Genomic DNA, 12,141 nt, shown 5'->3' on the forward strand with positions numbered 1-12,141 from the left:
GCCCGCCCTGGCCGGTGCCGCGGTCGGTGCCCGCGCGTCCGGGGGCCGTGACGACCGCGGGCGTCCTCACGATGCTGTTCGGGATCTTCGGGGTGCTCGCGTCCTTCGTGGTCGGCGGCCTCGTCGCCGTCCTCGGCCTCGTGATCGACGCCCTCGCCGGCAGCACCGGCGACGGCCCGCCGGAGCAGGGCGTGACCCCCGTGCTGGTGGTCGCGGCCGTGGTCGTCGTCGCGGTGGGCGTGCTCCTCAGCGGCCTGCACGTGCTGCTCGGCGTCCGCGTGATGCGGGGCGGGGCCGTCGCGCGGGTCGTCCTCACGATCTGGGACGCGCTGCTCGCCCTGGCCGGGGTCGCGGTGGTGGTCCTGACGCTGGTGGCCGCGCTGGACGGCGGCGGATCGGTGGAGCTGGTGGTGCTGCCTCTGCTCGGCGCCGCGGTGCCCGTCGCCGTGGTGGTGTGCCTCTGGGTGCCCGCCGCGAGCGCCTGGTTCGCCGCGGGGCTCAGGCCGTGAGGTCGGCCCGCGCGAGCCGCTCGAGGCCCTCCTCGATGACCGGGCGGTCCTTGGAGAAGGTCCACCGGACGAGCGTGCGGCCCCCACCGGGGGCGTCGGGCCGGTCGTAGAAGATCGGCAGCGGGATCGCCACCACGCCGGCCCGCTCGGGCAGCGCGGCGCAGAAGGTGTCGGCGTCGTCCCAGCCCAGGGGAGCGACGTCGGTGAGCTCGAAGTACGTCCCCTCGGCGGGTCGCGCGGGCAGCCCCACGGCGGCGAGACCCTCCACCAGCAGGTCGCGGCGCGAGGCGAGGTCCGCGGCGAGCGCCTTCGGCCAGTGGTCGTGGGAGTCCAGCGCGACGGCGACCGCCGGCTGCAGCGGCGCCCCCGAGGTGAAGGTCAGCCACTGCTTGGCGTCGAGCACCGCCCGCACCAGGGGGGCGGGGCCGGTCGCCCACCCGACCTTCCAGCCGGTCAGCGACCACGACTTCCCGACGCTGGACAGCGTCAACGTCCGCTCCGCCATGCCGGGCAGGGTCGAGATCGGGACGTGCTCGTGGTGGTCGAAGACCAGGTGCTCGTAGACCTCGTCGGCGATGACGAGGACGTCGTGGCGACGCGCCAGCGTCGCGATCGCCTCCAGCTCGGTGCGGGTCAGCACCGTCCCGGTCGGGTTGTGCGGCGAGTTCAGCAGGATCGCCCGGGTGCCGTCGCCGACCGCCGCCTCGAGCTCGGCGACGTCGAGCCGGAAGTCCGGGGCCCGGAGGGCGACGGGGCGGCGCACGGCGCCGGCCATCTGGAGCATCGCGGGGTAGGAGTCGTAGAACGGCTCGACGACGACGACCTCGTCACCGGGCTCGACGAGCCCGAGGACCGCGGCCGCCACGCCCTCGGTGACCCCCGTGGTCACCACGACCTCGGTGTCGGGGTCGAGCTCGATGCCGTAGTGGCGGTGCTGGTGGGCCGCGACGGCCTGCCGGAGCGCCGGGAGGCCGATGCCGGGCGCGTACTGGTTCGCGCCGGTCCGCAGCGCCTCGACCGCGGCCTCGCGGACCTCCGCGGGCCCGTCGGCGTCGGGGAACCCCTGCCCCAGGTTGACCGAGCCGGTGGAGACCGCGAGCGCCGACATCCGCGTGAAGATGGTCGGGGCGATCCCGTCGAGACGCGAGGCCGTGCGGACGGTCCGAGAGGTGCTCGTCTCCATTCGGTGAAGACAACCACACGCCCGGGGGGCGGGGTTAGCCTCCTGTGGTGGGCAGGGGTGCACGACGCGGACGGGCGTGGGCGGCGTGAGGGCCCTCGGCGCCCTCCTCGTGCTCGCCGGCCTCGCGGCGCTCGGGTGGTACGGCTGGGAGATGTGGGGGACGACGTACGTCGCCCAGCAGAAGCACGGTGACGTCGTCGACGCCCTCGAGCGCGACTGGGAGGCCGGACGCCGGGTCGCCTCGGTGGACGGCGAGGAGGCGGGCGCCGTCGTCCGGATCCCGCGCTTCGGCGACGACTACGCCGTCCCGGTGCTGGAGGGTGTGGGCGACGACGTCCTGGCCACCGGGTACGGCCACTTCCCGGAGGCCGTCGGCCCCGGCGAGCGCGGCAACTACGCGATCGCGGCGCACCGCGTCACCCACGGCGAGCCGCTGCGCGACATGCCGGAGCTGCAGCCGGGCGACGAGGTGGTCGTCGACACCGCCTCGACGCGATACACCTACCGGCTCACCAGCGGCGGGGACGACCTCGTGGTGGGCATGGAGGACTACTGGGTGGTCGACGAGGTCCCCGACAACCCCGTCGAGGGCGGCGTCGAGCCGGCACAGCGGCCCGGTCAGCGGCTGCTCACCCTGACCACCTGCGCGTCGGTCTTCGAGACCACCGAGCGCATGGTGGCCTTCGGCGTGCTCGTCGACAGCCGCCCGCGCGAGGCCGCGACCGCGGCGTCCGCCCCGGCCGGGCCCGGTTCGGACCGCCGGTAGCCTCGCCCACGTGATCACCGCCGTCGCCGCCGCCCCAGACCCCTCGGGCCAGGAGCTGAGCGGCATCGCCGGCTGGGCCGTCGACCTCATGGAGCGCCTCGGCGCCGTCGGCGCGGGGATCATCGTGGCGCTGGAGAACCTCTTCCCGCCGATCCCCAGCGAGATCATCCTGCCGCTGGCGGGGTTCACCGCGAGCCAGGGGGACTTCACCCTCGCCTCCGCGCTGTTCTGGACCACCGCGGGGTCCGTCGTCGGCGCGCTGCTCCTCTACTGGATCGGCGCGGCGTTCGGCCGCGAGCGCATGTACTGGGTGTGGGAGCGGATGCCGCTGGTCAAGACCGAGGACCTGGAGAAGACCGAGGCCTGGTTCGCCCGGCACGGCCGCAAGGCGGTGTTCTTCGGGAGGATGATCCCGATCTTCCGCAGCCTCATCTCCGTGCCCGCGGGCATCGAGCGGATGCCGCTGGTGCAGTTCCTCGGCCTCACGCTCGCCGGCAGCCTGATCTGGAACACGATCTTCGTGCTCCTGGGTTACTACCTCGGCGAGAACTGGGAGGCGATCGAGCCCGTGATGGGCGTCGTCCAGTACGTCGTCATCGGCGTCACCGTGGCGCTCCTGGCGTGGTGGCTGGTCAACCGCGTCCGCTCCATCCGGCACAAGCGCGCCGCCTGAGGCGCGCGACTAGGGTGGGCGTCCGTGACCGACGACCAGCTCGCCCGTGACGTCGACGCGGTCTGCCGCCTGAGCGGGGAGTTCACGCTCCGCTCGGGGCAGGTCAGCAGCGAGTACTTCGACAAGTACCTCTTCGAGTCCGACCCGCTCCTGCTCGCCAGGGTGGCCGACGCGATGGTGCCGCTCGTGCCCGAAGGCACCCAGCTGCTCGGCGGTCTCGAGCTCGGCGGCGTCCCCATCGCCACGGCGGTGTCGGCGCGGACGATGCTGCCCGCGCTCTTCGTGCGCAAGAAGGCGAAGGAGTACGGCACCGCCAAGCTCGCCGAGGGCCCGGACGTCGCGGGCCGCCGGGTCACCCTCGTCGAGGACGTCGTCACCACCGGCGGGGCCGTCCGCGACGCCACCCGCGCGCTGCGCGACGCCGGCGCCGTCGTCGAGGTCGTCGTGTGCGCCATCGACCGCAGCCCCGCCGGCGAGAACCCCCTCGCGGACGTCGGGCTCGAGGTCCGGCCGGTGCTCACGAAGGCGCAGCTCGACGCCGCGCGTGGCTGAGACCGACCCGACCGAGGACCCGGCCGAGGACCCGGCCGACGACCTGGCCGACGACCCGGCCGACGACCTGGCCGACGACAGGGCGGACGAGCGGGCGCCGTACGACCCGATGCCCCACGGCCCGCCCGAGGTCGGCGTCGGGCCCTGGCCCGGCGGCCGTGACGCGTGGCCCGACGAGGACCACCACGACCCGCGGCTGCTCGCCGAGGGCGACCGTCGCAACGTCGTCGACCGCTACCGCTACTGGCGGATGGAGGCGATCGTCGCCGACCTCGACACCCGCCGCCACGGCTTCCACGTCGCCATCGAGAACTGGCAGCACGACTTCAACATCGGCACGATCGTCCGCTCGGCCAACGCGTTCCTCGCTGCGGAGGTGCACGTCGTCGGCAACCGCCGGTGGAACCGCCGCGGCGCGATGGTCACCGACCGCTACCAGCACGTGCGCCACCACCCCGACGTCCCGGCGCTGAAGGACTACCTGGGGAGCCTGGACGGGCCCGACGGCGTCCCGCTGTGGGGCATCGACAACCTGCCCGGCTCGCTGCCGCTGGAGTCCGCCGACCTGCCGCGCCGGGTGTGCCTGCTGTTCGGGCAGGAGGGACCGGGACTGTCGGAGCAGGCCCGCTCGGTCGTCGACGGCACGTTCTCGATCGCCCAGTACGGCTCGACGCGGTCGATCAACGCCTCCGCGGCCGCGGCGATCGCCATGCACGCCTGGATCCGCGCGCACGCCGGACCGCCGACCGCCTAGCGTCTCGACCATGAGCACCCCGCAGACACCCGAGCTGACCCGCCGCGAGTCCGTCGTCGTCGACGCGACGCCCGCCGAGGTCTACGACCTCGTCACCAGCATCGAGCGGACCGGCGAGTGGAGCCCCGTGTGCACCTCCTGCGCGTGGGAGCCGCCGCACGACGGCCCCCGGGTGGGGGCGTGGTTCACCGGCCGCAACGAGAAGGGCACCCGGGTGTGGGAGACCCGCTCGCAGGTCGTCGAGGCCGAGCCCGGACGCTCGTTCGCGTGGCTGGTGGGCGGCGCGTTCGTGCGGTGGGGCTACGAGCTCGCCCCGCTGGACGACGGTCGTACCGAGCTGACCGAGACCTGGGAGTTCCTGCCCGAGGGCCTCGCGATGTTCCGCGACAAGTACGGCGACGACGCCGACGCGCAGGTCGCCGACGCGCAGGTCGCCGACCGGGCCTCCGACGCCCACGCCGGCATCCCGGCCACGCTCGCCACGCTCAAGCGGATCCTGGAGTCCTGAGGCCCCGGGCCCGTCCGGGTCCCGCGCCTCAGCGCAGCCCGGGCGGCGTGCGCCCCCGGGTTGGGGCGGCCACGGCGTCCAGGACGTCCGCGCAGGTCCGGCGGTGCACCCACTCCATCAGCGTCTCCCGTGCAGGCAGGTCGACGACGAGGTAGGCGACGCCCACGACCCCGGCGGGGTCGAACCGCACGGACTGGGTGAGCTCGCACCCGCCGGTCACCACGGGGGTCACCTCGGTGGTGAAGGTGACCCGCCCCGGCGCGCGGACCGTCGCCTCCATCACCAGGCGCCGGCGCGAGCGGTCCGCCTCGCGCACCAGCCAGAAGCCGGCCCGGTCGCCGGTGCGCAGCTCCGCGCCACCCGGCGCCGGGTGGTCGCGGTCCTGCCCGCCGGCGAGCCGGTCGAGCAGGTCGCGGAAGCGGAAGGGGATCGCGTCGAGGTACCACCGCGGTCCTGCGCGGCCGTCGGCCACGGTCGCCCACGCGACGTCGGGGTCGGCGTCCAGGCCGGTGGAGCGCGTGCTCGTCCTCGGGGTCACGCGCGGACGGTACCCAGCCGTGCCAGGCTCGTGGGGTGACCGACCTGCGCTTCTACCTCGACCCCGTCTGCCCGTTCGCCTGGCTCACCAGCCGCTGGGTGCGCACCGTCGCCGCGCAGCGCGACTACGACGTGGAGTGGCGCTTCATCTCGCTGCGGCTGCTCAACGCCCACGTCGACTACGACGCGCAGTTCCCGCCCGAGTACGAGGCCGGGCACACGGCGGGGCTGCGGGTGCTGCGGCTGCTGCACCGCGTCCGCGAGGAGCACGGCAACGACGCCGTCGAGCGTCTCCACGCGGCGTACGGCCACCGGATCTTCGAGGCGTCCGACAGCGCCGACCTCGACGCCGGGTACCGCGGCACCGCCCCGCTCGTCGCCCCGCTGCTGGACGAGGTGGGCCTGCCGGCGGACCTCGTCGACGCCCTGGACGACGACGCGCGCGACGCGGCGCTGCAGGCGGAGACCGACGAGGCGCTCGCGCTGACGGGCAAGGACGTCGGGACGCCGATCCTGCACGTCGAGCCGGACGCCGAGGACGGCGGCACGGGGTTCTTCGGCCCCGTCATCAGCCGCCTCCCCGACGAGCGGCAGGCCGCGGAGCTGTGGGAGCACGTGGTCGCCCTGGCCCGCTTCGGCGGCTTCACGGAGCTGAAGCGGAGCCTGCGTGAGCGCCCGCAGCTGGCGTCGTTCGGCGTGACGGCCGGTGAGGCCGGGACGGTCGAGGACTGGCACGGCGGCAGCCGTCGCCAGCACCGGTGAACGCCGGTCCCACGGTCGCGCACGACTGAGTAGGGTCGCCGCAAGCACGCCCCGCACGACCGCCCGCACGACCGCGCCGAAGGAGCCGCACATGCCGATCGCCACCCCCGAGGTGTACGCCGAGATGCTGGACAAGGCGAAGCAGAACCAGTTCGCCTACCCCGCCATCAACGTGTCCTCGTCGCAGACGCTGAACGCCGCGCTCAAGGGCTTCGCGGACGCCGGCTCCGACGGCATCATCCAGGTCTCCACGGGCGGTGCGGAGTACTTCTCCGGCCCCAGCGTCAAGGACATGGTGGTGGGCTCGACCGCCTTCGCGCTGTTCGCCCACGAGGTCGCGCGCTCCTACCCCGTCAACATCGCGCTGCACACCGACCACTGCCCGAAGGACAAGCTGGACGGCTTCGTGCGCCCGCTGCTCGACCTGTCGCGCGACCGCGTCGACCGCGGCCAGAACCCGCTGTTCCAGTCCCACATGTGGGACGGCTCCGCCGTCCCGCTCGACGAGAACCTCGAGATCGCCGAGGACCTCCTCGCCCGCGCCGCGGCCGCGAAGATCGTGCTCGAGATCGAGGTCGGCGTCGTGGGCGGCGAGGAGGACGGGGTCGAGGGCGGCTCCGGCGACAAGCTCTACTCGACCACGGACGACGCGCTGGCCACGGTCCGCGCGCTGGGCACCGGCGAGAAGGGTCGCTACCTGACCGCCCTGACCTTCGGCAACGTCCACGGCGTCTACAAGCCCGGCAACGTCAAGCTGCGCCCCGAGATCCTGAAGAAGGCGCAGGAGGCGGTCGTCGCGGAGCTCGGGCTCGAGGCCGGCTCCAAGCCCTTCGACCTGGTCTTCCACGGCGGCTCCGGCTCCACCGCGGAGGAGATCGGCGCGGCGGTCGACTACGGCGTCATCAAGATGAACGTCGACACCGACACCCAGTACGCCTTCACCCGCCCCGTCGCGGGCCACATGCTGGCCAACTACGAGGGCGTCCTCAAGGTCGACGGCGAGGTCGGCAACAAGAAGCAGTACGACCCCCGCGCCTGGGGCAAGGCGGCCGAGGCCGGCATGGCCGAGCGGGTCGTCGAGGCCTGCGAGAACCTCCGCTCGGCGGGCACCTCGGTCAGCGGCTGACCGCGCGGCGAGGGGTCGGTGCCCGCCGGCCCCTCGCACGCCGCTCGCCGACTCGCCGCACGTGGCCCTCGCCCGGTGTCGGTGCGGTCCCCTACCTTGCCGAGTATGACTCAGATCACTCGGGGGACCACCCGGCGTCTGGGGGCCGGCCTGCTGGCCGGTCTCCTGGGCGCCGCGCTCGCGGCGGGCGTCACCGCCCCGGCCTCGGCCACGCCGGACGAGGGCGGCGGTGCCGACGCCCTCACCTTCGAGGCTCCGACGACGCGCGAGCCGTCCCAGACCGCGGCTGCCCGTGCCGCCGCGAAGGGTGTGGGGCAGGCCCGCACGCCGCGGATCCGGTGGCGCGACTGCCGCGGGTTCGGCGGGCCCCGTGCCCGGTGCGCGACCGTGCAGGTCCCGCTCGACTACGACCGGCCGCGGGGCGCCACCACCCCGCTGGCGGTGCTGAAGTGGCGCGCCCGGCAGCCGGAGAACCGCATCGGCAGCCTCTTCGTGAACCCCGGCGGTCCGGGCGGGCCCGCCCGGGGCTTCGCCACCTACGCCGGCCGGCTGATCAGCCCCGCCGTGGACCGCCGGTTCGACGTCATCGGCATCGACCCCCGCGGGGTCGGCGCCAGCCGCACGGCCGCGTGCCGCGGGACGGCGGACACCGCCCCGTTCTCGTCGTTCGCCTACCCGGTCACGGACCGCGAGGTTCGCCGCCAGCTGCGCGCCGACGACGCGCTGCGCAGCCTGTGCGACCAGGGCGCCACGACGATCGTCGACCACGCCACGACGGCCGACAACGCCCGCGACATGGAGCTCGTGCGCCGCGCGCTGGGCGAGGGGGACCTCAACTACTACGGCGTCTCCTACGGCAGCTACCTCGGCCAGACGTACGCCGCGCTGTTCCCGGGTCGCATCCGTGCGCTCGCGGTCGACGCCATCCTCGACCCGATCGCCTGGTCGACGGGCCCGAGCTCGGGTCCGCTGCGGCCCTTCACCTGGCGGCTCCGCAGCGGTCAGGGCGCCTACCGTGCGCTGACGACGGCCTTCGCCGAGTGCGACCGCGTCGGTCGGTCCCGCTGCGACCTGGCGCCGTCGTCCGCGACGAAGTGGCGCGAGCTGCTCCGCGCGGCCCGCGACGGCGAGATCGTCTTCCCCGGTGAGCCCGGCGAGCCGGGTGGCCGGCTCCGGGAGTCCGACATCGTCGCGACCACCCTGTCCGTGATGTACGACCAGAGCGCCTTCGACGGCTACTTCACCGAGCTGGCCGAGCTGCACGCCACCTTCGTGGAGGGCGACGGCGCGCGGCGCGGCTCCGAGGCCGCGGCCCGCGCCGCCGAGAGCTGGGAGGAGTGGGAGGAGGTCCGCGAGGAGCGCGAGGAGCGCGGCCCGTACACGACCCCGGCCGTGTCCGCGCCGGCTTCCGGGGTGGCGGCCTCCCCGCTCGCCGCGGCCGCCCGTCGCTACCGGGTCGGCGTCGCCTTCCAGGCCGTCGGCTGCAGCGACACCCGCAACCCCCGCGACCCGCAGGCCTGGGTGGAGGCGGCAGAGGCCACCGGCCCGTCGCCGTGGTTCGGCCCGCTGTGGACGTGGGCGTCCTCGCCGTGCGCGAAGCAGGGCATCGGCGACGGCTCGGACGCGTTCCGCGGCGGCTGGTACACCCGGACCTCGACGCCGCTGCTCATCGTGGGCAACAACTACGACCCGGCCACCTCGGTGCGGGGCGCCCGCCGCGCCAACAAGGTGTTCACCGGTTCGGCGTTCCTGTTCTACGACGGCTACGGCCACGGCAACCTGGGCAGCTCGAGCTGCGTGACCGAGGCGTACCGGCAGTACTTCATCCACCGCAAGCCGGTCCGGAACGGCAGCACCTGCCAGCCGGACCAGCGGCTGTTCCGCTAGGCGGGGGAGGGGCGGCGGCGCGGAGCGGTCTGAGAGGCTTGCGGCATGCCGCACGTCGACCTGATGGCCGGGCCGCCGCCCACCCACCTGCCCGTTGATCCCGCCGCCGAGCTCATCGAGGCGGGGGAGTCGCCGGAGCAGGTCGTCCGGGAGCACCCGGCGTCCCCGCTCGCCTGGGCGACGCTCGCCCAGTCGGCCAAGGACGCCGGCGCCGACGACGTGACCGTGTACGCCTACGCCCGGGTCGGCTACCACCGCAGCCTCGACCTCCTGCGCCGCAACGGCTGGAAGGGTCACGGGCCGGTGCCGTGGGAGCACGAGCCCAACCGCGGGTTCCTGCGCTGCATGGCCCTGCTCGCGCTCGCCGCCCGCGACATCGGCGAGACCGACGAGTGGAACCGCTGTGCCGACTTCCTCGCCGAGACCAGCCGCCCGGCGTACGACGCCCTGCTGGGCTGAGACCGCGGGCGCCGGGGCCGACCGGTAGTTTCGCCCGCGTGACCGACACCCCCGCAGAGCCCACCACGGACGAGGTCGACGACACCCCCGAGCAGATCCGGGTCCGTCGCGACAAGCGGGCGCGGCTGCTGGAGTCGGGCCGCGAGGCCTACCCCGTCACCGTCGAGCGCACCCACTCCCTGCGCGAGGTCCGGGAGCGGTGGGACGGCCTCGAGACCGGCGAGGAGACCCAGGACGTGGTCTCCGTCGCCGCGCGCGTGGTGTTCGTGCGCAACACCGGCAAGCTCTGCTTCGCCACCCTCCAGGAGGGTCTCGGCGCCGCGGTCGGCGACGACCTCGCCCCCCGTCTGCAGGTCATGCTGAGCCTCGCCGAGGTCGGGGAGGAGTCCCTCGCGGCGTGGAAGGCCGAGGTCGACCTCGGCGACCACGTCTCGGTCACCGGTCGCGTCATCCGCTCCCGCCGCGGCGAGCTGTCGGTGATGGCGAGCAGCTGGACGATGGCCTCGAAGGCCCTGCGACCCCTCCCGGTGCTGCACCGCGAGCTGTCGGAGGAGGTCCGGGTCCGGCAGCGCTACGCCGACCTCATCGTCCGCGACGAGGCCCGCTCGATGGTCCGCACCCGCGCGGCCGCCGTCCGCGCCGTGCGCCGGACCCTCGAGGTCGACGGCTACCTCGAGATCGAGACGCCCGTCCTCCAGCTCATCCACGGGGGAGCGGCGGCACGTCCGTTCCGCACCCACATGAACGCCTTCGACCAGCCGATGACGCTGCGCATCGCCCTCGAGCTGAACCTCAAGAAGGCCGTGGTCGGCGGCGTCGACCGCGTCTTCGAGATCGGCCGCATCTTCCGCAACGAGGGCGTCGACGCGACCCACAGCCCCGAGTTCACGATGCTCGAGGCCTACCAGGCGTGGGGCGACCAGCACACGATGGCGGACCTGACCAAGCGGCTGTTCCTCGCCGTCGCGGACGCCGTCTCGCCGGACGGCTCCCACACCATCGAGACACCCGCCGGTGTCGTCGACCTGGACGGCGAGTGGCGCTGGCTGCCCGTCTACACCGGCGTCTCGGAGGCCGTCGGCGAGGAGGTCACCCCGGACACGTCCGCCGAGCGGCTCCGCGCGCTCGCCGAGGCCCACGACGTCGAGGTCGACCCCGCCTGGGGCGCCGAGAAGCTGGTGCTCGAGCTGCTCGGCGAGCTGGTCGAGCCGACCCTGCTGCAGCCGACCTTCCTGTGCGACTACCCGCCGTCCGCGCAGCCGCTGGCGCGACGCCACCGCAGCGAGCCCCGCCTCATCGAGGCGTGGGACCTCATCGTGGCCGGCGTCGAGCGGGGCACGGCGTTCTCGGAGCTCGTCGACCCCGTCGTCCAGCGCGAGGTGCTCGAGGCCCAGTCGCTGCTGGCGGCCGGCGGCGACCCCGAGGCGATGGTGCTCGACGAGGACTTCCTGCGTGCCCTCGAGTACGGCGCCCCGCCCATGGGCGGCATGGGCCTCGGCATCGACCGGCTCCTCGCGCTCTTCACGGGCTCCGCCGAGCGCGCGACCGGCGTCCGCGACACGATCCTCTTCCCCCACCTCCGGCCGGAGGGCCGCTAGCCGGCGTGCCGGGACGTCCGCGTGGCGGGCGATGAGTCCGGGGCCCACGGCCGGTCCTCCTGGGCATGACCTCGTTGCTGCGCGTCCACAACCTGACCGTCTCCGCCGACGGGTTCGGCGCGGGCGAGGGACAGAGCCTCGAGCGCCCGTTCGGCTACGCCGACCCGGGGGAGATGTTCGCCTGGGCCGGCGCCACCGCGAGCTGGCCGAACCGCACCGACCCGGGAGGCAGCCGCGGGCTGGACGACTACATGACGCGGGACTTCGGCCGGGACATCGGCGCCGAGATCATGGGCCGGGGGAAGTTCGGGCCGCAGACGGGCCCCTGGGAGGACCTGGACTGGCAGGGGTGGTGGGGGGACGAACCGCCCTTCGGGACCCCGGTGCTCGTGCTGACGCACCACCCGCGGCCCTCCTTCACGCTCGGCGCCACCACCTTCCACTTCACCGACGCCGCCCCCGCGGTGGCGCTGGAGCAGGCCCGGGCCGCAGCCGGCGGCGGGGACGTCCGGCTCGGGGGTGGGCCGACGACGGTCCGGTCCTTCCTGGACGCCGGCCTCGTCGACACCCTCCACGTCGCGGAGTGCCCCGACGTCCGGCTCGGACGGGGGTCACGGCTGTGGACCTCACCCGACGAGCTCGAGGACCGCTACCACCACGAGGCCGTGCCGAGCCCGAGCGGCGTCGTCCACCACCTGTTCTGGCGATGACCCGGCGCGCCGGACGGTGCGCAGAGGTGGCGGCCCGGCGATTCACCACACCGTCGGAGAAGTGAAGGCAGGAACCTGCCAGTAGGTGGTGAGGGCAAAGAAAAGGCGCCGGAGCCG

The 12,141-nt window shown here is 74.2% G+C and carries 14 protein-coding genes; 12 read left to right on the forward strand and 2 right to left on the reverse strand.

What is annotated here, in order from left to right; genetic code table 11:
- Positions 1 to 26 precede the first annotated feature (26 nt).
- The gene (locus MJ876_RS00920) at positions 27 to 509 is read left to right on the forward strand and encodes a hypothetical protein (RefSeq protein ID WP_240234169.1); all 483 of its coding nucleotides are present in this window, start codon (positions 27 to 29) and stop codon (positions 507 to 509) included.
- Here the strand turns inward: MJ876_RS00920 and MJ876_RS00925 are convergent.
- Positions 499 to 1,692: a pyridoxal phosphate-dependent aminotransferase gene (locus MJ876_RS00925; RefSeq protein ID WP_240234170.1), complete on the reverse strand. Its 1,194-nt coding sequence runs from the start codon at positions 1,690 to 1,692 to the stop codon at positions 499 to 501. The two genes, MJ876_RS00920 and MJ876_RS00925, sit on opposite strands and share 11 nt — an antisense overlap.
- Positions 1,693 to 1,768: 76 nt before the next feature.
- On the opposite strand from MJ876_RS00925, the gene MJ876_RS00930 reads away from it, so the two are divergent.
- The 5 genes from MJ876_RS00930 (at position 1,769) to MJ876_RS00950 (ending at position 4,945) form a co-directional block, all read left to right on the forward strand.
- The gene (locus tag MJ876_RS00930) at positions 1,769 to 2,458 is read left to right on the forward strand and encodes a class E sortase (protein ID WP_240234171.1); all 690 of its coding nucleotides are present in this window, start codon (positions 1,769 to 1,771) and stop codon (positions 2,456 to 2,458) included.
- Between the two features lie 10 nt (positions 2,459 to 2,468).
- Positions 2,469 to 3,131 carry a DedA family protein gene (locus MJ876_RS00935; RefSeq protein ID WP_240234172.1) on the forward strand — a complete coding sequence of 221 codons (663 nt, stop codon included), beginning with the start codon at positions 2,469 to 2,471 and terminating at the stop codon, positions 3,129 to 3,131.
- 24 nt (positions 3,132 to 3,155) lie between these two features.
- Complete coding sequence (gene pyrE, locus MJ876_RS00940; protein ID WP_240234173.1) at positions 3,156 to 3,683, forward strand: orotate phosphoribosyltransferase; 528 nt, start codon at positions 3,156 to 3,158, stop codon at positions 3,681 to 3,683.
- 109 nt (positions 3,684 to 3,792) lie between these two features.
- A complete protein-coding gene (locus MJ876_RS00945) occupies positions 3,793 to 4,437 on the forward strand; it encodes a TrmH family RNA methyltransferase (protein ID WP_240234327.1) in 645 nt (214 codons plus the stop codon).
- A gap of 10 nt (positions 4,438 to 4,447) precedes the next feature.
- Entirely contained in the window at positions 4,448 to 4,945 is a 498-nt protein-coding gene (locus MJ876_RS00950) for an SRPBCC family protein (protein WP_240234174.1), read from the forward strand.
- A gap of 28 nt (positions 4,946 to 4,973) precedes the next feature.
- On the opposite strand, the gene MJ876_RS00955 is transcribed toward MJ876_RS00950, so the two are convergent.
- Entirely contained in the window at positions 4,974 to 5,483 is a 510-nt protein-coding gene (locus MJ876_RS00955) for a DUF2867 domain-containing protein (protein WP_240234175.1), read from the reverse strand.
- A gap of 35 nt (positions 5,484 to 5,518) precedes the next feature.
- Here MJ876_RS00955 and MJ876_RS00960 point away from each other — a divergent pair, with 35 nt between their 5' ends.
- From MJ876_RS00960 to MJ876_RS00985, 6 genes are all read left to right on the forward strand, one after another.
- A complete protein-coding gene (locus MJ876_RS00960; RefSeq protein ID WP_240234176.1) occupies positions 5,519 to 6,244 on the forward strand; it encodes a hypothetical protein in 726 nt (241 codons plus the stop codon).
- Between the two features lie 91 nt (positions 6,245 to 6,335).
- Positions 6,336 to 7,370 (forward strand): class II fructose-bisphosphate aldolase, encoded by a 1,035-nt coding sequence (fbaA, locus tag MJ876_RS00965; protein WP_240234177.1) that lies wholly within the window; start codon positions 6,336 to 6,338, stop codon positions 7,368 to 7,370.
- Between the two features lie 105 nt (positions 7,371 to 7,475).
- Positions 7,476 to 9,257, forward strand: coding sequence for an alpha/beta fold hydrolase (locus MJ876_RS00970; RefSeq protein WP_240234178.1), 1,782 nt, complete (start codon positions 7,476 to 7,478; stop codon positions 9,255 to 9,257).
- A 45-nt stretch (positions 9,258 to 9,302) separates the two neighbouring features.
- Complete coding sequence (locus MJ876_RS00975; protein WP_240234179.1) at positions 9,303 to 9,716, forward strand: DUF3151 domain-containing protein; 414 nt, start codon at positions 9,303 to 9,305, stop codon at positions 9,714 to 9,716.
- Between the two features lie 95 nt (positions 9,717 to 9,811).
- A complete protein-coding gene (lysS, locus tag MJ876_RS00980; protein WP_240234328.1) occupies positions 9,812 to 11,314 on the forward strand; it encodes a lysine--tRNA ligase in 1,503 nt (500 codons plus the stop codon).
- A 65-nt stretch (positions 11,315 to 11,379) separates the two neighbouring features.
- Positions 11,380 to 12,024: a dihydrofolate reductase family protein gene (locus MJ876_RS00985; protein WP_240234180.1), complete on the forward strand. Its 645-nt coding sequence runs from the start codon at positions 11,380 to 11,382 to the stop codon at positions 12,022 to 12,024.
- Positions 12,025 to 12,141: the final 117 nt, after the last annotated feature.

The organism is Nocardioides sp. CFH 31398, assembly GCF_022436705.1.
Taxonomy (GTDB): domain Bacteria; phylum Actinomycetota; class Actinomycetes; order Propionibacteriales; family Nocardioidaceae; genus Nocardioides.

Bases quoted from the DNA above. Each gene is read 5' to 3' on its own strand.
- fbaA (WP_240234177.1), top strand. From the start codon at position 6,336: ATGCCGATCGCCACCCCCGAGGTGTACGCCGAGATGCTGGACAAGGCG.
- MJ876_RS00925 (WP_240234170.1), bottom strand. From the start codon at position 1,692: ATGGAGACGAGCACCTCTCGGACCGTCCGCACGGCCTCGCGTCTCGAC.
- MJ876_RS00945 (WP_240234327.1), top strand. From the start codon at position 3,793: ATGCCCCACGGCCCGCCCGAGGTCGGCGTCGGGCCCTGGCCCGGCGGC.
- MJ876_RS00970 (WP_240234178.1), top strand. From the start codon at position 7,476: ATGACTCAGATCACTCGGGGGACCACCCGGCGTCTGGGGGCCGGCCTG.
- MJ876_RS00985 (WP_240234180.1), top strand. From the start codon at position 11,380: ATGACCTCGTTGCTGCGCGTCCACAACCTGACCGTCTCCGCCGACGGG.
- MJ876_RS00975 (WP_240234179.1), top strand. From the start codon at position 9,303: ATGCCGCACGTCGACCTGATGGCCGGGCCGCCGCCCACCCACCTGCCC.
- MJ876_RS00950 (WP_240234174.1), top strand. From the start codon at position 4,448: ATGAGCACCCCGCAGACACCCGAGCTGACCCGCCGCGAGTCCGTCGTC.